Genomic DNA, 19215 nt, shown 5'->3' with positions numbered 1-19215 from the left:
ACGGAGGCGCACTGAGCGCACCGCTTGCGCTCGCGAGATTCTTACTCAGCTGGCTTGTGCTTGCTTGCCCGCAACGCGGCGCACCAGGCAACACGCATGCGTTCGAGCTTGCACGGGCGTTTTAGTCGGCTGACGCGCGCTTGTCGCTAGCCGATAGCGTCTGACTGACGATATCGGAAGCCGAAGCCGAAGCCGAAGCCGAAGCCGAAGCCGAAGCCGAAGCCGAAGCCGAAGCCGAAGCCGAAGCCGAAGCCGAAGCCGAAGCCGGCGCCTGCGCCGCCCCCGTTTCCTGATCCATCTGCGCGACATCCCACCCGCCGCCTAGCGCCTTCACCAATCCCACCGACGAGACCATCCGCTGTCCCGCGATATTCGCCAGCTTCTGCTGCGCCGTGAACGCCGTGGTTTGCGCGGTCAGCACGTTGATGAACGCGACCGTCCCCGCCTTGTACTGATTGTTGATGATCGCGAGCGCCTGCTGCGCCGACTCCACCGCCTGCTGCTGCACGACGACTTCCTTCTCGAGAATGCGCAGCGAAGCGAGATTGTCTTCGACATCCTGAAACGCCGTCAGCACCGTCTGCCGATACGTCGCGACATTCTGGTCGTAAGCGGCACGCGCGGCGTCCGTGCGGGCGGCGCGCAAACCGCCATCGAAAATGGTTGCGGCGATGTCCGGGCCGAGCGTCCAGAAACGCGACGGCGCGCGCAGCAATTGCGACAACACCGAGCTTTCGAAGCCGCCCTGCGCGGAGAGCGTGAGCGTGGGAAAGTACGCCGCGATTTCCACGCCGATCTGTTCGTTCGCCGCCGCAGCCTTCCGTTCGGCCGATGCGATATCCGGCCGCCGTTCGAGAATCGCCGATGGCATCTGCGCGGGCACGGTCGGCGGCGTGGCATCGAGCGGCATCTGCGCCAGCGAGAAGGTCGAAGCCGCCTCGCCGATAAGCACGGCGATGGCATGCTCGTACTGCGCGCGCGCGACGCCGTTATCGATTGCCGATGCCTGCGCCGACTGCAACTGCGTCTGCGCCTGAATCACGTCCGAGCGCGCGACGATTCCCTGCCCATACTGATTCTGCGTGAGCTTCAGCGACTGCTGATAAGCGGCGACGGTATCGTCCAGAAGCCGTTGTTGCGCGTCGAGCGAGCGCAACTGGAAGTAGGTCTGCGCGAGCGTGCCTTGCGCGGACAGACGCGCGTTCGCAAGATCGGCTGCCGCGCCCTGCTGGCCGGCCTTCTGCGCCGATACCGTGCGGCTCACGCTGCCCCAGAGATCAGGCTCCCAAGTGGCATCGAGCGACGCGCTGAAGCTGTTGCCGACGGTGCTGGAACTGTTGCCGAACGTAGAGGTGCTCGTGGAACGCGTGCCCGCACCTTGCCCAGAGCGCGATCCCGAAGCCGACGCACCGATGGTCGGGAAATATGCCGCGCGCGCCTCGCCGACGAGCGCCCGCGCCTGCCGATAAGCCGCCGCATATTGCGCAACCGTCTGGTTCGACTGATTCAGCCGCGCTTCGAGGTTGTTGAGCGTTGCGTCAACGTAAATGGTCCACCACGTTCCGCGATCGGTCTGATCGGCGGGCTGCGCGACTTTCCAGCCATCGGGCGCTTCCTTATAGGACGCGGGCATTGCCGTGGACGGGCGCTGATAGTCGGGACCGACCGCGCAACCGGCGAAGGACAACGCCAGCGTGGCCGCAAGCGCAGTGGCGGAAAGGCGCAGCGAGGATGAAACAGCGAGGCGAGACGGCATCTGCTTTCGAAATTCCTGTCGGCGGCGCTTCGTCCGATACGACGAATGCGACTGCCGAGATGGTAACGGAACGCTCGCGAAGCAGGTCGTGGGACTTGCGCGCGAGCGTCAGGCAGACGTTAGGGTAACGGCTTCGGCGTAAGGTGGGTGTTACGCGGCAGCGGGAATCGGTTACGACGCGTTACGCGCTTCAGGCGCCGCCTGCTCCGCCGCTACTGGGGCAAGCGCACGGCGCGGGAAGCAAAGTGCGGTTGGATGCACGCGCGGGCTTTTCAGTCTTGCGCCGCTGCCGATTCTCGAACCATCCCATGGCCAGCACGATGAACGAACCGCCCGGCATCAGGAACACGATCAGATACAACGCGAATTTCCACGAGTTCAGATTCGGCGGAACGAACTGACGGGATACGTTGGCGATCGAGCTGCTGACTTGGCCGAAACGTCGGCCGGCGGTGCGGGCAAAGCGGGTCATCGAAGGGTCCTTGGGGCGTCGCGAACGACGCATCGGGCGATCAGAACATGGTCTCGGGTGGCGCATGTCGCGCGTAACTCGGTGCCTTAAATAATATTGACTATGCAAGTAGTTTTCAAGATACTACCGATTGCTTTTTTCGGAATGTTGCTTTTCTGGGACGTTGCATAGCTTTGCGCGTCGTCCCACGGACCGTCGAATGACCAGCGAACCGCTTTACGATCCGGCCACGATCCAACTCGACACCAGCCTTGGCTACTACCTTGCAAAGGCTCGCAACGTGTTGATCGCGCGAACTGACGAAGCGCTGCGGCCGCTCGATCTGACGTCGCAACAAATCGGCGTGCTGCTTTTCCTGGCAGCGGGTCGAGCGCGCACGCCGCTGGAACTGTCGCGCGAGATGTCTTACGACAGCGGTTCCATGACGCGCATGCTGGACCGGCTGGAGAAGAAGGGTTTCATCGGCCGCACGCGTAGCGACGCGGACCGGCGCATCGTCGAACTGAATCTGACGGACCGTGGCCGCGCCGCCGCCGCGCAACTGCCCGCGCTCGGCGCTGCGGTGCTGAACGAGCAGTTGGAAGGCTTCAGCCGGGCCGAACTCGATCTTCTGACGTCGATGCTAGCGCGCATCGTCGGCAATTCGCCTGGTGCTGGCCGCGCAGGTTGCGTCGGATGTGTCGAAGACGCCGGGGAGTGACCGAGCAGCGGCAACGTAGCCGCCAAGAGCCGCATATTTCGCTGTCTGGGCAGAGAATGCCGCGGCACGGACTTTCGAACGCATAAGAGAACAGATATGTCGACGACCGCGACTGCCGAACCCGCCACGCCCGCGCCGCGTCCGCTCACGGGCGGCATCCTCGCCTTGCTGACAATGGGCTTGGCGCTCGGCACCTTCATGGAAGTGCTCGACACATCCATCGCCAATGTCGCCGTGCCGACCATTTCGGGAAGTCTGGGCGTCGCGACGAGCGAAGGCACGTGGGTAATTTCCTCGTACTCGGTTGCATCCGCGATCGCCGTGCCGCTCACCGGCTGGCTCGCGCGCCGCGTCGGCGAAGTGAAACTGTTCACTATCTCCGTGCTGCTGTTTTCCGTGGCGTCGGCGCTTTGCGGCTTCGCGCATAACTTCGAATCGCTCATCGGTTTCCGGCTGCTGCAAGGCCTCGTATCCGGCCCCATGGTGCCGCTGTCGCAAACCATCCTCATGCGCAGCTATCCGCCGGAAAAACGCGGACTCGCGCTCGGTTTGTGGGCAATGACTGTCATCGTCGCGCCAATCTTCGGTCCCGTGATGGGCGGCTACATCACCGACAACTACACGTGGCCGTGGATCTTCTATATCAATGTGCCGATCGGCATCTTTTCGGCGGCGATTGCGTACTTTCTCCTGCGCGGACATGAGACCAAGACGACGCGACAGCGCATCGACGCCGTCGGGCTCAGTTTGCTCGTGATCGGCGTCGCGAGCCTGCAGATGATGCTCGATCTCGGCAAGGACCGCGACTGGTTCAACTCGACGTTCATCGTCACGCTGGCGATCGTCGCGGCGGTATCGCTCGCGTTCATGTTCGCGTGGGAAGTGACGGAAAAAGAACCGGTGATCGACCTGTCGCTGTTCCGCGACCGCAATTTCGCAATGGGCGTGATGATCACTTCGCTGGGCTTTCTCGCGTTCTTCGGCTCGGTCGTGGTGTTGCCGCTGTGGCTGCAAACCGTGCTCGGCTATACGCCGTGGCTCGCGGGTCTTGCAACCGCGCCGGTCGGCATACTCGCGCTCGTGCTCTCGCCGATGATCGGGCAAAACATGCATCGCATGAATCTGCGCGTGGTCGCGAGCTTCGCGTTTATCGTGTTTGCGTTCGTGTCGTACTGGAACTCGACTTTCACGCTCGATACGCCCTTTAGCCACATCATCTTTCCTCGTCTGATTCAGGGCATTGGCGTCGCGTGCTTCTTCGTACCGATGACGACCATCACGCTATCGAGCGTCTCCGACGAACGGCTCGCCGGCGCGGCGGGGCTGTCGAATTTTCTGCGGACCTTGTCGGGCGCGATAGGCACGGCGGTCAGCACGACCTTCTGGGAGAACGACATGATCCGCCATCATTCCGTGCTCACGGAGTCGGTGAGCGCCTATTCCCAGGGCACGACCGCTTATTCGGACCTTCTCTCGGGACTGGGGCTTTCAGGGCAGGCACTGACGGCGCAACTGGACCGCGTGGTGTCGGCGCAGGCGTACATGATGTCGACCAACGACTTCTTCCGCATTTCCTTCTATGCGTTTCTCGTGCTCGCCGCGATGGTCTGGCTGACGCGCCCGAGGAAAGGCGCGTCGGCCACGACGGGACACTGACGCCTATTGCGGCGTGAGCGGTTCGCCCGACTGGCCCGGCTGGCTGTCGAGATTGAGCGGTACAGGCTGCGGATTCGTCTGCACGGCTTGCGGCGTTGCGCTCACGGGGCGCGTCGCGCCATTGCGCACGAACTGCTTGAAATCCGCGCCCGCTTGCCACGGACCCGGCTGGCAGCCGAGCGGACTGTCGCAATGCGCGGCGAAACCGATCGTGGCCGTGCCTTCGTTGCTCGGCGTCTTGGTGATCTGATAAGCAAGCGCGCGCTTGCCGCTCGACGGTCCTGCCGTCTGGATGATCGAATCCGTGATTGCCTGAAGCTTGTACTCCGAATGATTCGTCACCCAGACTTGCGCGCGCGCCCACCAGGCGTCGCATTCCAGCTTGCTCATGCAGGTGAGCGGCGCGGTGGCCTGCTCCATCGTCTGACTGCTGACCTGGCCTTCGCTCGTGCAGCTCGCGAGCAGAACCAGCGCTGCCGTCGCCGATGCGGCCTTCAGTAATTTGGTGCTCATTGCGTCCCCGCTAGTCGATAAGTCCTTGATCATTTTGACTGATCCCGCCGGGCGGCGTTTCTGCGCGTTTCGGGTTGTTTCAAACACGCGTAACGCTTGCCACGCGCACGAGGCGCGGGCAAGGTAAAACTACGCGCCGGTTCAGCGCGCGCCCGCCTTGTAGTCGCGATACGCGGTGACGAATTCGTCGAACGTTTCGGTTTGATTGCGTTCGATCTCGGCTTGCTCTTCCAGCGACTTCGCGGCAAGCGCGGCCATCTCGCCTGCTTCTTCGGGCGAAAGCGGACGCTCGCGGAAGAACTCCGCATGCTGGCGGCTCAATTCGAGCGCGAAGGCATCGAACGATTGCTGCTTGTCGCGCATCGTCTGAAGCACGCGTGCCGAAGGCGTCAGCGATGCATCGCGAATGCGCGGCCGCAGTGCTTCGAGCACGCGTGTGGTGTCGTTCGTGCCGTCGAGTTGATCGAGAATCTTCGCAACCGGCGCAATGGCGTCGAACAATTCCTCGGCCCATTGCTGCATCGACACGGACGCGCCGTCGCGCGTGAGCGTCAGTCCTGGCTTGCGCCCTTCCTTCGATACCTTGGTGAAGTTGCCGTTCGCTTCGAGATTCGCTTCGCGCGAGAGCAGCGGGCTGTCTTCGAGCGCGCAGTAAAGCAGATAGGCGTCGAGAAAGCGCGAAGTGGCGAGGGAAATGCCGGTCGGCTCGAACGGATCGATATCCAGACAACGCACTTCGATGTACTGCACGCCGCGATCGGCCAGCGCATGCAGCGGACGCTCGCCCGAACGCGTGACTCGCTTAGGCCGAATGGTCGAGTAGAACTCGTTTTCGATCTGCAACACGTTGGTGTTGATCTGCACCCACTCGCCGTTACGCTGCGTGCCGATGGCCTGATAAAGCGCATACGGCTGGCTCACGGCGTTCGCGAGCACGTCGACATACGCGGCGAGATTGTCGTAACTCGGCAATAAATCCGCCTGCGCGGGGTTGTTCGTGTAGCCGAGATCGCTCATGCGCAGACTGGTGGCGTGCGGCAGATAGAACGTGTCCGCGTCGAGCGCTTCCAGGCTATGTGCCTTGCCTTCGATAAAGCGCCGGTTCAGCACGGGCGATGCGCCGAACAAATACATCAGCAGCCAGTTCGTGCGCCTGAAATTGCGGATGAGCGCGAAATAACGCTCCGACTGGAAGTCTTTCGCCGAGAGCGTGCTCGACGGATCGAGCGCTTGCCACGCGCGCCAGACGTTTTCGTCGAGCGAATAGTTGTAGTGGATGCCCGCGATACATTGCATCGTGCGGCCGTAGCGCAGCGCCAGCCCGCGCCGGTACACGTGCTTGAGCGTACCGATGTTCGACGTGCCGTAAAACCCGAGCGGAATGTCGTCTTCTGGCGGCAGCGAACAGGGCATCGAATCGTTCCACAGCAACTCGTCGCCGAGATGCGCGTAGGCGAAACGATGCAGCAGATCGAGACGATCGAGCGTCAGCGTGATATCCGTTTCCGCCGGCGTGATGAGTTCGACGAGCGCTTCCGAATAGTCGGTCGTGATGAGCGGATGCGTCAGCGCCGAGCCGAACGAACGCGGATGCGGCGTCGTCGCGAGCTTGCCTTCGGGCGTCACGCGCAGGCTTTCTTTCTCGATGCCGCGCAAGCCTTGACGCAACGCGTTGGCGTGCGGTCCGGACGCGAGCGCGGCGAGCCGGCGCTGATAGGCGCCGGCCTTGGGGTGAGCGGATTGCTGGTTTGCCATTGAAGCCGTTGAGCGAGGAGCGCAGGTGTTTCGCGCCCGGTCTTATTTTCGGGTAGCGGGCACTTTAACATCTCGGTGTTCGACGTGCTTGGGCCCAATGGCGACGGGCATTTGCGGGGATTTCCGGGGTTTGCGAGGGCCGCGCTCAGGACTTCGCGTCCCTTTGCGCGCGTTCGGCATCGAGCAGGGCCTCCTTGCGCGTCACGCCCCAGCGATACCCCGTGATCGCGCCGTCCTTGCCAATCACGCGATGGCAGGGAATTGCGAGCGCCACCGGATTCGACGCGCACGCGTTCGCCACCGCCCGCACCGCGCGCGGCGCGCCGAGCGCTTCGGCGATCTCGGAATAGGTGCGCGTCTGCCCGTAGGGAATGTTGCGCAACGCTTCCCAGACGCGCCCTTGAAACGCCGTGGCGCCGATGTCGAGCGGCAAATCGAAACGTTCGCGCGTGCCCTGCACGTAGGCCAGAACTTGCGCGACGAACGGCTCCAGTCGCGTGGCATCGTCGATTCGCTCGGCCATGGCGAATTCCACCGCCAATTGATCGATGAGTGCGCGGCCATCGTCGCCGAAAGCGATCTTGCAGATGCCCTTGTCGGTTGCCGCGACCAGCACGACGCCGAGCGGCGTGTCGGCCGTCGTATAGCGCACGGTCGAGCCCGCGCCACGGCGCTTGTAGGCCGATGGCGTCATGCCGAGTTCGGCGGGAACGGCGTCGTACAGACGCGAAGGCGAGCCGAAACCGGCGTCGTTGGTCGCGCGGGTGACGTCCCGGCCGTGCTGCAAGGCTTCACGCAGCACGCCTGCGCGCCTCGCCGCCTGATACTGCCGCGGCGATACGCCGACGATGCGCGAAAACAAGCGCTGCAAATGAAACGGGCTGACGTGCACGGCGTCGCTCAGTTGCGCGAGCGTCAGGCGCCGCTGCGGATCGGCGTCGAGTACCTTGCACGCGCGCTCGACAATCGCGAGTTCGCGCGGCAGGCCGGTCGGCTGGCAACGCTTGCATGGCCGATAACCCGCTTCGGCGGCGGCATCCGTCGTCTGGAAGAATTCGACGTTCTCGCGTCGCGGCGCCCGCGACGCGCACGACGGACGGCAGAATACGCCCGTGGTGCGCACCGCGAAGAAAAATGCGCCGTCGGCGCGCGCGTCGCGATCGACCACGGCTTGCCAGCGGCCGGCGTCGGTATCGAAATCAGGGACGATCTGAAAGGTTTCCGCGATGTTCATGGCTGCTCCAGTGGAAGGGCGTGAATCCACTGTAAGGCCCTGTGAGAAAGGTTACGCGCCGTTTCTTGCGCTGTCATCGCGCGCCGCGTCCAGCAATTTCAGAATTGTGACGCACAGATGCCACACTTCGGCGCCATAGGGGTTTTTACTAAAAAAACTATTGCGTCGCATCAAGTGGCTGTGTAGTATTGGAACTGTCTCCTCCATGTCTCCTCCTGATATGGATTCAGCCCGCCAACTAGGCGGGCTTTTTTTCGTCTGTCGTTTTTGGCGATGCCGCGCGCCGCGTGGCTTTCGGGCGTAAAAAAACCGGGCGTCTGAAGCTAGCCCGGTTCGTTTTCACCGAGTTACATCACAGCACGTAGCGAGAAAGATCCTCATCCTGCGCCACGTCGTTCAGTGCGCGATCCACATACGCCGCGTCGATTCGCACCGGCGTGCCCGCGTGGTTCCCCGCCGCGAACGACACTTCCTCCAGCAACTTTTCGATCACCGTGTAAAGCCGCCGCGCGCCGATGTTCTCCGTCTTCTCGTTCACCGAGAACGCGACTTCGGCGAGACGCCGGATGCCGTCATCGGCGAAATCGAGTTCCACGCCTTCGGTCGCGAGCAGCGCTTTGTATTGCTTGACTAGACTTGCATCGGTGGAATTCAGGATCGACTCGAAGTCCTGCACGGACAACGAATCCAGCTCGACGCGAATGGGAAAACGCCCTTGCAGTTCGGGAATCAGATCGCTCGGCTTGGCCAGATGGAACGCGCCACTCGCGATGAACAGAATGTGATCTGTCTTGATCATCCCGTATTTCGTGTTGATGGTCGTGCCTTCGACGAGCGGCAGCAGATCGCGCTGCACGCCTGCGCGCGACACTTCCGCGCCGCCGGTTTCGCTGCGTGACGCGATCTTGTCGATCTCGTCCAGAAACACGATGCCGTTTTGCTCGACGTTCTGCACCGCGCGGCTCTTGACCTCTTCGTCGTTGAGCATCTTGCCGGCTTCCTCGTCGGTGAGCAGCTTGAGCGCTTCCTTCACCTTCACCTTGCGGCGCGTCTTCTTGCCGCCGCCGATGTTCGCGAACATCGAACGAATTTGCTCCGTCATGTCTTCCATGCCCGGCGGACCCATGATGTCCATGCCGACTTGCGGCTGTTCGACATCGAGTTCGATTTCCTTGTCGTCGAGCGCGCCTTCACGCAGCCGTTTGCGGAAGGTCTGACGCGTGACGTTGTTGCTGTCCTCGGCCGATTCCGCCGCGCTCGACGCGCCGAAGCCAACCGGCCGCGCGCTCGGCAGCAGAATGTCGAGGATGCGGTCTTCGGCGCGATCCTCGGCCTTCGTGCGGACTTTCTTCATCTCGGATTCGCGCGTCTGCTTCACCGAAATCTCGATCAGATCGCGCACGATGCTGTCCACGTCGCGGCCGACGTAGCCCACTTCGGTGAACTTGGTCGCTTCGATCTTGATGAACGGCGCGTCCGCGAGCTTCGCGAGACGTCGCGCGATCTCGGTCTTGCCGACGCCCGTCGGCCCGATCATCAAAATGTTCTTCGGCGTGATTTCCTGACGCAGCGGCTCGGCGACTTGCTGACGGCGCCAGCGATTGCGCAGCGCGACCGCGACCGCTTTCTTCGCGCGGCCCTGGCCGATAATGTGTTTGTCGAGTTCCGAGACGATTTCGGCGGGAGTCATGGTGGTCATCGTTGGTCCTTTGCGCGCGTGCGCTTACTCGATCGTCTCGATGACGCGATTGTGATTGGTGTAGATGCACATGTCGCCGGCGATGGTCAGCGCCTTCTCGACGATTTCGCGCGGAGAGAGTTCGGTGTTTTCGGCGAGCGCCTGTGCCGCGGCTTGTGCGTACGCGCCGCCCGAGCCAATGGCGCAGATGCCGTTTTCGGGATCGAGCACGTCGCCGTTGCCGGTGATGACGAGCGTGGCTTGCGCGTCGGCGGCAATCAGCATGGCTTCGAGACGTCGCAGCATGCGGTCGGTGCGCCAGTCCTTGGCGAGTTCGACGGCTGCGCGCGTGAGATTGCCCTGATGCTTTTCCAGCTTCGCTTCGAAGCGGTCGAGCAGCGAGAACGCGTCGGCCGTGCCGCCGGCGAAGCCGACCAGCACCTTGCCGCCATAGATACGGCGCACTTTCTTCGCGCCGCCTTTCATGACGATATTGCCGAGCGTCACCTGACCATCGCCGCCCAACGCGACTTTGCCGCCGCTTCGCACGGAGACGATGGTCGTGCCGTGAAATTGTTCCATGTGCGTTCCTTGAGAAAACGAAGGACGCGGGCGGCTCGATCTAAAGAACCGCCACGCAGTCGAGAATTCGATGGAGTGCACGGCGCGGGGTTCCGCCCGACTCGAAAAGACGAGCGTCCGGCGCCGCGCACGCGCCGTCGTCGTGAACGGGCGCGTCGGATTCATTTTAGGGCGATGGGGAATTTATCAAGACACGCGATGCGCAGGACGCGCCGCGCAAACAAAAAGGCACACGCGGATGCGTGTGCCTTGCGTGTACCGGAGCGTTCGAACACCCGAATTTCGCGGCGGCGTCTTCCCCGTGGCGGGCGGCCCCGCGACGTTCGCCGAGAAAGACGCGCTTCAGTCGCCGAACAGCTTCTGACGCAGTTCGCGGCGTTCCTGTGCCTCGAGCGAGAGCGTGGCGGTCGGGCGCGCGATGAGACGCGGAATGCCGATCGGCTCGCCGGTTTCCTCGCACCAGCCGTAATCGCCGGACTCGATGCGCGCGAGCGACTGCTGCACTTTCTTCAGGAGCTTGCGTTCGCGGTCACGCGTGCGCAGTTCCAGTGCATGCTCTTCCTCGATGGTCGCGCGATCCGCCGGGTCCGGCACGATCACCGTTTCCCGCAGGTTCTCGGTCGTCTGTCCGGCATTCTTGAGAATGTCGGCTTGCAACTGTTCGAGCCGGTTCTTGAAGAAGGCGAGCTGTTCCTCGTTCATATAGTCCTTCTCGCTCATCTTCAGGATTTCGGCTTCGGTCAAGAGTTTCGTTGTCATCTGCTTGCTTCTTCAATGTAAGGCGAAGTCTTCCGCAACGCCCCGACTACATTACCCGCATGCAGCGTCATGGCATCACGCGACACGTCGATGCGGGGCCGAACTCCTCTGGAAACCGATTACGGATGTGTCCGGTACGCGGGGCATTTTTTTGCATGTCCGCGTTCCGGGCCTTCCTGCGTTGTTTCGATTCGCCTTCCCCCGCTAAATCGAGATAACGCAAAACAGGCCATCCCTTCTCCTGACATCCGACAGCGTAAGGCTCAGATGTGACTTCAAGCCATGCGCCAAACGGATTCGCCCTTCTCCAGTGGGGCTGTATTGTAACTGAACCGCAATTTCCGACGACAACGAGAAAACCCTGTCAATTTATGTCGGAATTTCAAAAATATAACGCGTGGACGTACAAAAAGCGATGCTGCTTCGTGGTCGCGACTACACACGCCGCACGAAAGTCACGCTACGAAAAACGCCGCGCGCGATAGGCCGCGGCGGCGTTTCCAGCTTTTCGCGCACGCTTCCGGAAGACGGGAACCGCGCCTATTAAGCGATATGCATGCCAATCTATTTGACGAGGCAGGCGTCGAGGCCGTCGAAAATCAGATCCTTCGGCAACTCGATACCGATGAACACCATCTTGCTGTTTTTCTTCTCGATCGGCATCCACTTGCTGGCGAGGTCGCTGCCCATCATCTGATGCACGCCCTGGAACACGACCTTGCGATCCACGCCCTTCATATAGAGCACGCCCTTGTAGCGCAACAGACGCTCGCCGTAGATCTGCAGGATGCCGCCCAGGAAGTCTTCGAGGCGGTTCGGATCGAACGGCTTGTCGCTGCGATACACGAACGACTTGATCTTGTCGTCGTGATGCGCGTGATGGTGATGATGATGCTCATGGTCGTGGCTATGATCGTGACCGCAAGTGGCGTGATCGTGGTCGTCGCCGTGATCGTGCGCGTGGTCATGGCCGTGATCGTGCGCGTGGTCATGGCCGTGATCGTGTTCGTGGTCGTCTTCCGCGAGGAAATCCGGGTCGATCTCGAGCTTCGAATTCAGATTGAAGCCGCGCAGGTCGAAGATTTCCTTGATGTCCGCATCGCCGAAATTGACGACGCGAATGGCCGCGCGCGGGTTCATGTGCAGCAGGCGATGCTTGAGCGCTTCGAGCGCGGCGGCATCGACGAGATCGGACTTGGTGATGAACAGGCGGTCCGCGAAACCGACCTGACGCTGCACCACTTCGTGCTGGTCGAGCTGCGCGTTCGCGTGTTTTGCATCGACGAGGGTGATGATCGCGTCGAGCAGGAATTCGTCGGCGACCGTGTTGTCCATGAAAAACGTCTGCGCCACGGGGCCCGGATTCGCGAGACCCGTCGTTTCGATCACCACGCGGTCGAAATCGAGCGTCCCCGCCTTCTTGCGGTTAGCGAGGTCTTCCAGCGCACGCGCCAGATCGCCGCGAATCGTGCAGCAGATGCAGCCGTTGCTCATCTGGATGATCTGCTCGTTCGTTTCCTGCACGAGGATTTCGTTGTCGATGTTCTCTTCGCCGAACTCGTTCTCGATCACGGCGATCTTCATGCCGTGCTGCTCGTTCAAAATGCGCTTGAGCAGCGTGGTTTTGCCGCTACCCAGAAAGCCGGTCAGGATGGTTACGGGAATCATGGTGTCGCCTGTGTCCTTGTCTGTGTTCGGGGATTGCGCGGGCCGCGGCAGGCGCAATGAGTCGAATATTGAAACATATTTGCCGAACCGGTGCTCCGTGCGACCCGGTTACGTGGCCGCTAGATAAGGGCGCTCACGCGATTTGCAACAGCAGCCCTTTCAGGTATTCGCCTTCGGGAAAAGCCGTCAGCAAAGGGTGATCGACGCCCGCGCCGAGCCGCTTGAGGATGCGCGCATCGACACGCGCGTCCGACGCCGCGCCCGCGACGATCTTCTGGAAGAGGTCCGAATCGATCGCGCCGGAACACGAATACGTGAAGAGCAGCCCGCCCGGACGTAGCAGCTTGAAACCGCTGAGGTTGATGTCCTTGTAAGCGCGCGCGGCGCGCTCGACGCTCTCCTTCGACGGCGCGAACTTCGGCGGATCGAGCACGATCAGGTCGAAGCGCCGGCCTTCGTCGTAAAGACGGCGCAAGGTCTTGAACGCGTCGGCGTCGAGCCATTCGGCGCGTTCGGCGTCGAAGCCGTTTGCCGTGACGTTGGCGCGCGCCAGGGCGAGCGCGTCGCCGGATGAATCGACGGACACCACGCGCGTGGCGCCGCCCTTGAGCGCCGCGAGCGAAAAGCCGCCCGTGTAGCAAAAGCAGTTGAGCACTTCGCGGCCTTCCGCGTTTTGCTGAACCAGCACGCGGTTGTCGCGCTGATCGACATAGAAGCCTGTCTTGTGGCCGTGCATGACATCGACGTGATAGCGCACGCCGCATTCGTTCGTGATGAGCGTCTCGGGCGGCGCGTCGCCGGCGAGCACGCCGGTGGTTTGCTCGAGCCCTTCCTTCTGGCGAATCGACACATCCGAGCGTTCGTAGACGTTCGGACAGCCGGTGGCGTCGATGAGCGCCTGCACGATCGCCTCTTTCCAAGCTTCGACGCCCGTCGCCATGAACTGGCAAACGAGTTGCGCGCGCGCGCCTTCGTCGGCGACGTAGTAATCGACGATCAAACCGGGCAAGCCGTCCGCTTCACCGAAAATGAGACGGGTGGCGCCGGTATCGCGCACCATCGTCTGCCGATGCGCGACCGCGCGCTGCACGCGACGCTTGAAGAACGCGTGATCGACAGGTTCGGCTTCGTCGAAAGACCAGACGCGCGCGCGAATCTGCGAATGCGGGCTATACGACGCGCGCGCCAGAAAGCGGCCGTCGGCCGCGCGCACGGCGACGGTCACGCCAGGCGCGGGATTGCCGTCGATCCGCGCGATGGCGTTGGCGTAAATCCACGGATGGCGGCGAACGAGCGACCTGTCCTTCGCCGGTTTGAGCGTGATGGTATGCATGAGAATGTCAGGCGCGGGCGCTCATGCAAGCGCCCGCAGGTTAATCGCGCTTCTTCGCGCGCGGGTGCGCTGAATCGTAGACGCGAGCGAGATGCTGAAAATCCAGCGATGTATAGACCTGCGTGGCCGTGATGCTCGCGTGACCGAGCAACTCCTGCACGGCGCGCAGGTCGCCGCTCGATTGCAGAACATGCGTGGCGAACGAATGCCGCAACACGTGCGGATGTACGTTCGACGGAATGCCCGCGAGGAGCGCCATGCGCTTCACGCGCTCGCGCACCACGCCGGGCGCCATGCGGTTGCCGCGCACCGAAATGAAAAGCGCGTGCGGGTCGTGCTTGACGAATTCGCCGCGTACCGCGATCCACGCGCGCAAGGCATCGACTGCCTTGCGTCCGACTGGAACCGAACGCCGCCGGTTGCCCTTGCCGAGCACCGTCACTTCCTCGTGCGCGAGATTGAGCCAGCCTTGCGAGCGGTATTCGGCGGTCTCGACGAAATGCACGTCCAGCCCGACCAGTTCGGCGAGCCGCAAGCCGGACGAGTAGAAGAGTTCGAGGATCGCGTGATCGCGCGCGGCTTCGGTTGTGCTGGCCTGGGGCGCGTCCATGAGCGCCATGGCGTCATCGACGGAAAGCGCCTTCGGCAAGCTCTTCTCGCGCTTGGGCGCGCGAATGGTCGCCACCGGATTCGCGGGCATGTCGACTTGCTGCGCGAACCATCGATAAAACGCCCGCCACGCCGACAGCCGATGCGCGATGGAGCGCGACGACAGCCCCGCCGAATGCGCCCTGACCACCGCGCCGCGCATATCGAGCGCGGTCAGTGATTCGAGCGGACGGTCTTTGGCGAGCGCGCGCAGTTCGCTCAGTTCGTACGTGTAGCCACGCAAAGTGTGTTCGGACAGACGCCGCTCGTGTTCGAGCATCGAAAGATACGTGGCGATGGCTTCGGCGGCGTCCATGGCGATCTCAGTAAGGCATCAGACGGCTCAAAGCCGCGCTGGCCAATGCGCCGATCTGCGTGAGGAAATCGGTCGCCATGCCGTCGTGAAAGCGGCGCGGATCGGGCGAGCCCATGACGAGCAGGCCGAAGGTGGGCGCATCCGGACCGGCTTGCGGATCGCGCAGGGCGATCAGCGAGATCGATTCGATCTTGCGCTGCGCGGCGCCTTCTCCGGCAACGGTCGTAGCCGACGCCGAGTTCGGCGCGCCAAGCCACTGCGCCGCCGCGAAGCCGCTGTTCGCGCCGCAATACGGCACTTCCAGATTGTTCGCGAAGATGCGCACTTCCTCGCCGACCTGACGCGCGAAGTCGGCCTGGCGATACCCTTCGTCGACATCCCAGACGCGCAGCGCGGCGTGCGGAACGTCGAAGACTTCGCACAGGCCGCGACTGATGGTCGAGGGCAACGCGTATGGATCGCGCTGCGCGATCACGCGCACGGTCCAGCGGTTGAACTTCGTCGAAATGCTGTCGTTTTCGTGGCCGTAGCGCAGCAGTTCGGCGAGGCGCCGTTCGAGTTGCTTGTTCTTGTCGCGCAGCATTTCCATCTGGCGTTCCTGCAGCGACACGGCGGATTTGCCATGCGGATTGGACAACCGGATCGTGCCGAGCAGTTCAGCGTGCTCGGTGAAGAAATCGGGGTTGTCGAGCAGATAATCGGCGACTTCGCGTGGATTCATGGTCGATGGTCGTAATGATGCGATGCGTATGCAAACTCAGCCGGCGATGCGGTCGAGGTCGATCTCGCCTTCGAAAACCGTCGCGGCGGGTCCGGCCATGAAAAGCGGCGCGGATTCGTCGCGTGCGCCCTCCCAGCTGATGGTGAGCGTGCCGCCGTGCGTCTCGACGCGCACCGGCGTGTCGAGCACGCCGCGCCGGATGCCTGCCGCCACCGCCGCGCACGCGCCCGTGCCGCACGCGAGCGTTTCGCCCGCGCCGCGTTCGTAGACGCGCAGCTTGACCGATTGACGATCGACGATCTGCATGAAGCCCGCGTTGACGCGCTTCGGAAAGCGCGTGTGACGCTCGATCAGCGGACCTTCGACGAGCACGGGATACGCTTCCACGTCATCCACGATCTGCACGGCGTGCGGATTGCCCATCGAGACGACGGAAATCCAGCGCGGTTCATTCGCGTAGCCGTTCAGATCGAGCGGCCAGAGCGTGTCGTTGCCTTCGTTGCGGCCTTCGAGACCGTGCGCGTCGAAAGGCACTTCGGGCGCATGAAACACCGGCGTACTCATGTCGACCGTCACTTCGCCATTGGCTTGCATGGTCAGCGTGATGACGCCGTTTTGCACCTGCACGCGCACGGTTGCAGCGTCGGTCAGCTTGCGGTCGCGCACGAACTTCACGAAGCAGCGCGCGCCGTTGCCGCAATGTTCGACCTCGCCGCCGTCGCAATTGAAGATGCGGTATTTGAAATCGACGCCCTCGATGGTCGGCTTTTCCACCAGCAGCAACTGGTCCGCGCCCACGCCGAAATGACGGTCGGCGAGCGCACGCACTTGCTGCGCGCTCAGATCGAGCGCCTGCGTGTAGCCGTCGAGCACGACGAAGTCGTTGCCCGCGCCTTGCATCTTGGTGAATTTGAGTTTCATGGCGCTATTGTATGTGAGCCTCACCGTCACGTTTCATGACGTTTCGCGACGATCTGCGCCACCACGGCGCCATGCGCGCTCAATAGAAGCCCGGCTCGCCCTGCGGACGCGTTTTGAAACGCTTGTGCACCCAGTAATACTGCTCCGGTATGTGCGGAATCTGCTCTTCAAGGAACTCGTTCATGCGGCGCGCGTCGGCTTCGTCGTCGCCAGTTGGGTAGTTCTGCCACGGCTCGAAAATCTTCAGCCGATATCCCTTGTAGTTCGGCAGCACCTCGCCGATGAACGGCACCACTTGCGCCTTGCCCGCTTTCGCCAGCCGGCCGACGGCCGTCAACGTACACGCCTGAATGCCGAAGAACGGCACGAAGGTGGAATTGCGCATGCCGTAGTCCATGTCCGCGCCGAGCATCACCGGTTTGCGGTCGCGCAGCCAGCGCAGCACGATACGCGCGCTGTCCGCACGGCTCGCCATGTCCGCGCCGAAGCGGGCGCGCTGCGCTTTCGCGATTTCCTCGACCTGCGGATTCGAGAACGGTTGATACAGCGACCCGCATTGCCGATGCAGCGAGTAGTTCAGAAAGATCGATCCCGCCTCTATGCCGACGAAATGCAGGCCGAGAAAGAGCGTGGGCGGCAGGTTCGGGTCGGAGAGATCGACGGCGCTGTCCACCTCGATCAGTTCTTCGAGTTTCTTGGCCGAGCCGAACCACTGCACGCTGCGCTCCACATAGCTGCGGATGGCGTGGCGGAAATGCTGCTGCGCGACTTCCTCGCGGCGCTCGGGCGACCAGTCCGGAAAGCAGAGCGCGAGGTTCGTATGTACGATGCGCTTGCGTCTGCTCGGGATCTGATAGAGCAGCCAGCCGAGTCCGTCGCCGAAACGTGCCGTGATGCCGTACGGGATGAGCGCCAGAAACTTGAGAAAGCCGAAGGCGAGCGCCACGCCAATGCGCCCTAACATGAGGTGCTCCAGCGAACAGACGGAGGTGAACTATGGACAGAAGATTGTTTCGGGACGAATGGGGACAAGCGTTCGGCTCAGTAAAAACACGGGAAACCGGTATAATAAGACCTTCGCCGAGTTAATGGACAACTTGCGGGGCGAAGCCGGCCGGCCTTCATGCAATCTGTGGAGAAGGGCTGGAGTTTAATGACATCCGCTAAAGCGTCGCCGCTTCAGACTCCGAACGAAGTCGGCTACGTGAGCAAACCACAACGTACTTTAATTGGAGTCTGAAGCGTGTCGAACGACTATCTGTTTACATCCGAATCCGTTTCCGAAGGCCACCCGGACAAGGTCGCCGATCAAATCTCCGACGCCATCCTCGACGCAATCCTGAGTCAGGACAAATACTCGCGCGTCGCAGCGGAAACGCTCTGTAACACCGGCCTCGTCGTCCTTGCGGGCGAAATCACCACGACGGCCAATGTCGACTACATCCAGGTTGCGCGCGACACCATCAAGCGCATTGGCTACGACAACACCGACTACGGTATCGACTATCGCGGCTGCGCGGTGCTCGTCGCTTACGACAAGCAGTCGCCGGATATCGCGCAAGGCGTGAACAAGGCGCACGACAACAACCTCGATCAAGGCGCGGGCGACCAGGGCCTGATGTTCGGCTACGCATGCGACGAAACGCCCGAACTCATGCCGCTGCCTATCCACCTTTCGCATCGTCTCGTCGAGCGTCAGGCGAACCTGCGTCGCGACGGCCGTCTGCCGTGGCTGCGTCCGGACGCGAAGTCGCAAGTCACCGTGCGTTATGTCGATGGCCGTCCGCATTCCATCGACACCGTCGTGCTTTCCACGCAGCACGCACCGGACATCGATCTCTCGGACCTGCGCGAAGCCGTGATCGAGGAAGTCATCAAGCCGACGTTGCCGGCGGATCTCATCAAGGGCGACATCAAGTTCCTGGTGAATCCCACGGGCCGCTTCGTCATCGGCGGTCCGCAAGGCGACTGCGGTCTGACGGGCCGCAAGATCATCGTCGATACCTACGGCGGCGCGGCCCCTCACGGCGGCGGCGCGTTTTCGGGTAAGGACCCGTCCAAGGTCGACCGCTCGGCTGCCTACGCCGGCCGCTATGTCGCGAAGAACATCGTGGCAGCGGGCCTGGCCTCGCGTTGCCTGATTCAGGTGTCGTACGCTATTGGCGTGGCGCGCCCGACTTCGGTCATGGTCAACACGTTCGGCACGGGCCGCGTGTCGGATGCCGAGATCACGAAGCTCGTGCTCGAACACTTCGACCTGCGTCCGAAGGGCATCATTCAGATGCTGGATCTGCTGCGTCCGATCTACGAGAAGTCGGCGGCTTATGGCCACTTCGGCCGCGAAGAGCCGGAATTCACGTGGGAAGCCACCGACAAGGCTCTCACGCTCGCGGAAGCCGCGGGCACGGAACCGGTCGCGAGCGTCGCATAAAGCGTCGTATTGGTTCGGCAGGCAAAACGAAAACCGGCAAGCATCGCGCTTGCCGGTTTTTTTGTGCGTCGC

17 protein-coding genes are annotated in these 19215 nt (G+C 62.4%); 3 read left to right on the top strand and 14 right to left on the bottom strand.

Features of this window, described 5'->3' with window-relative positions; genetic code table 11:
- Positions 1–121: 121 nt before the first annotated feature.
- Positions 122–1756 (bottom strand): efflux transporter outer membrane subunit, encoded by a 1635-nt coding sequence (locus tag ACYQ47_RS21675; RefSeq protein WP_459906804.1) that lies wholly within the window; start codon positions 1754–1756, stop codon positions 122–124.
- A gap of 190 nt (positions 1757–1946) precedes the next feature.
- The gene (locus ACYQ47_RS21670; RefSeq protein ID WP_459906802.1) at positions 1947–2228 is read right to left on the bottom strand and encodes a hypothetical protein; all 282 of its coding nucleotides are present in this window, start codon (positions 2226–2228) and stop codon (positions 1947–1949) included.
- A 199-nt stretch (positions 2229–2427) separates the two neighbouring features.
- On the opposite strand from ACYQ47_RS21670, the gene ACYQ47_RS21665 reads away from it, so the two are divergent.
- Positions 2428–2928 carry a MarR family winged helix-turn-helix transcriptional regulator gene (locus ACYQ47_RS21665; RefSeq protein ID WP_459906800.1) on the top strand — a complete coding sequence of 167 codons (501 nt, stop codon included), beginning with the start codon at positions 2428–2430 and terminating at the stop codon, positions 2926–2928.
- Between the two features lie 96 nt (positions 2929–3024).
- Positions 3025–4584 carry a DHA2 family efflux MFS transporter permease subunit gene (locus ACYQ47_RS21660; protein ID WP_250466235.1) on the top strand — a complete coding sequence of 520 codons (1560 nt, stop codon included), beginning with the start codon at positions 3025–3027 and terminating at the stop codon, positions 4582–4584.
- 3 nt (positions 4585–4587) lie between these two features.
- Here ACYQ47_RS21660 and ACYQ47_RS21655 read toward each other — a convergent pair whose 3' ends face one another.
- From ACYQ47_RS21655 to ACYQ47_RS21600, 12 genes are all read right to left on the bottom strand, one after another.
- Positions 4588–5097, bottom strand: coding sequence for a hypothetical protein (locus ACYQ47_RS21655; RefSeq protein ID WP_244826654.1), 510 nt, complete (start codon positions 5095–5097; stop codon positions 4588–4590).
- Positions 5098–5238: 141 nt separating this feature from the next.
- Positions 5239–6852, bottom strand: a complete 1614-nt coding sequence (gene gshA, locus ACYQ47_RS21650) for a glutamate--cysteine ligase (protein ID WP_459906797.1) — start codon at positions 6850–6852, stop codon at positions 5239–5241.
- A 145-nt stretch (positions 6853–6997) separates the two neighbouring features.
- The gene (gene ada / locus ACYQ47_RS21645; protein WP_459906795.1) at positions 6998–8086 is read right to left on the bottom strand and encodes a bifunctional DNA-binding transcriptional regulator/O6-methylguanine-DNA methyltransferase Ada; all 1089 of its coding nucleotides are present in this window, start codon (positions 8084–8086) and stop codon (positions 6998–7000) included.
- A 352-nt stretch (positions 8087–8438) separates the two neighbouring features.
- Positions 8439–9785 (bottom strand): ATP-dependent protease ATPase subunit HslU, encoded by a 1347-nt coding sequence (gene hslU / locus ACYQ47_RS21640; protein WP_244826657.1) that lies wholly within the window; start codon positions 9783–9785, stop codon positions 8439–8441.
- Positions 9786–9809: 24 nt separating this feature from the next.
- A complete protein-coding gene (gene hslV / locus ACYQ47_RS21635) occupies positions 9810–10346 on the bottom strand; it encodes an ATP-dependent protease subunit HslV (protein ID WP_244826658.1) in 537 nt (178 codons plus the stop codon).
- Between the two features lie 342 nt (positions 10347–10688).
- Positions 10689–11105, bottom strand: a complete 417-nt coding sequence (gene dksA / locus ACYQ47_RS21630) for an RNA polymerase-binding protein DksA (RefSeq protein WP_035962045.1) — start codon at positions 11103–11105, stop codon at positions 10689–10691.
- A 564-nt stretch (positions 11106–11669) separates the two neighbouring features.
- The gene (locus ACYQ47_RS21625; RefSeq protein ID WP_459906792.1) at positions 11670–12773 is read right to left on the bottom strand and encodes a CobW family GTP-binding protein; all 1104 of its coding nucleotides are present in this window, start codon (positions 12771–12773) and stop codon (positions 11670–11672) included.
- A 133-nt stretch (positions 12774–12906) separates the two neighbouring features.
- The gene (locus tag ACYQ47_RS21620; RefSeq protein ID WP_459906790.1) at positions 12907–14106 is read right to left on the bottom strand and encodes a class I SAM-dependent rRNA methyltransferase; all 1200 of its coding nucleotides are present in this window, start codon (positions 14104–14106) and stop codon (positions 12907–12909) included.
- A 40-nt stretch (positions 14107–14146) separates the two neighbouring features.
- Positions 14147–15070 (bottom strand): tyrosine recombinase XerC, encoded by a 924-nt coding sequence (gene xerC, locus ACYQ47_RS21615; protein WP_244826661.1) that lies wholly within the window; start codon positions 15068–15070, stop codon positions 14147–14149.
- A gap of 7 nt (positions 15071–15077) precedes the next feature.
- Positions 15078–15791, bottom strand: coding sequence for a DUF484 family protein (locus tag ACYQ47_RS21610; RefSeq protein ID WP_244826662.1), 714 nt, complete (start codon positions 15789–15791; stop codon positions 15078–15080).
- A 36-nt stretch (positions 15792–15827) separates the two neighbouring features.
- A complete protein-coding gene (gene dapF, locus ACYQ47_RS21605; RefSeq protein ID WP_459906787.1) occupies positions 15828–16712 on the bottom strand; it encodes a diaminopimelate epimerase in 885 nt (294 codons plus the stop codon).
- 79 nt (positions 16713–16791) lie between these two features.
- Positions 16792–17676 (bottom strand): lipid A biosynthesis lauroyl acyltransferase, encoded by an 885-nt coding sequence (locus ACYQ47_RS21600; RefSeq protein WP_459906785.1) that lies wholly within the window; start codon positions 17674–17676, stop codon positions 16792–16794.
- 279 nt (positions 17677–17955) lie between these two features.
- On the opposite strand from ACYQ47_RS21600, the gene metK reads away from it, so the two are divergent.
- Entirely contained in the window at positions 17956–19143 is a 1188-nt protein-coding gene (gene metK / locus ACYQ47_RS21595) for a methionine adenosyltransferase (protein ID WP_244826665.1), read from the top strand.
- Positions 19144–19215: the final 72 nt, after the last annotated feature.

The organism is Caballeronia sp. HLA56, from assembly GCF_054655155.1.
The sequence above is the reverse complement of the archived record's forward strand: the minus strand, read 5'-3'. Positions and strand labels throughout refer to the sequence as shown.

Excerpts from the sequence above, each read along its gene's own strand:
- ACYQ47_RS21660 (WP_250466235.1), top strand. The coding sequence starts at position 3,025 with ATGTCGACGACCGCGACTGCCGAACCCGCCACGCCCGCGCCGCGTCCG.
- hslU (WP_244826657.1), bottom strand. The coding sequence starts at position 9,785 with ATGACCACCATGACTCCCGCCGAAATCGTCTCGGAACTCGACAAACAC.
- ACYQ47_RS21675 (WP_459906804.1), bottom strand. The coding sequence starts at position 1,756 with ATGCCGTCTCGCCTCGCTGTTTCATCCTCGCTGCGCCTTTCCGCCACT.
- gshA (WP_459906797.1), bottom strand. The coding sequence starts at position 6,852 with ATGGCAAACCAGCAATCCGCTCACCCCAAGGCCGGCGCCTATCAGCGC.
- dksA (WP_035962045.1), bottom strand. The coding sequence starts at position 11,105 with ATGACAACGAAACTCTTGACCGAAGCCGAAATCCTGAAGATGAGCGAG.
- xerC (WP_244826661.1), bottom strand. The coding sequence starts at position 15,070 with ATGGACGCCGCCGAAGCCATCGCCACGTATCTTTCGATGCTCGAACAC.
- dapF (WP_459906787.1), bottom strand. The coding sequence starts at position 16,712 with ATGAAACTCAAATTCACCAAGATGCAAGGCGCGGGCAACGACTTCGTC.
- ada (WP_459906795.1), bottom strand. The coding sequence starts at position 8,086 with ATGAACATCGCGGAAACCTTTCAGATCGTCCCTGATTTCGATACCGAC.
- ACYQ47_RS21625 (WP_459906792.1), bottom strand. The coding sequence starts at position 12,773 with ATGATTCCCGTAACCATCCTGACCGGCTTTCTGGGTAGCGGCAAAACC.
- ACYQ47_RS21620 (WP_459906790.1), bottom strand. The coding sequence starts at position 14,106 with ATGCATACCATCACGCTCAAACCGGCGAAGGACAGGTCGCTCGTTCGC.
- ACYQ47_RS21665 (WP_459906800.1), top strand. The coding sequence starts at position 2,428 with ATGACCAGCGAACCGCTTTACGATCCGGCCACGATCCAACTCGACACC.
- hslV (WP_244826658.1), bottom strand. The coding sequence starts at position 10,346 with ATGGAACAATTTCACGGCACGACCATCGTCTCCGTGCGAAGCGGCGGC.
- ACYQ47_RS21610 (WP_244826662.1), bottom strand. The coding sequence starts at position 15,791 with ATGAATCCACGCGAAGTCGCCGATTATCTGCTCGACAACCCCGATTTC.
- ACYQ47_RS21655 (WP_244826654.1), bottom strand. The coding sequence starts at position 5,097 with ATGAGCACCAAATTACTGAAGGCCGCATCGGCGACGGCAGCGCTGGTT.
- ACYQ47_RS21600 (WP_459906785.1), bottom strand. The coding sequence starts at position 17,676 with ATGTTAGGGCGCATTGGCGTGGCGCTCGCCTTCGGCTTTCTCAAGTTT.
- ACYQ47_RS21670 (WP_459906802.1), bottom strand. The coding sequence starts at position 2,228 with ATGACCCGCTTTGCCCGCACCGCCGGCCGACGTTTCGGCCAAGTCAGC.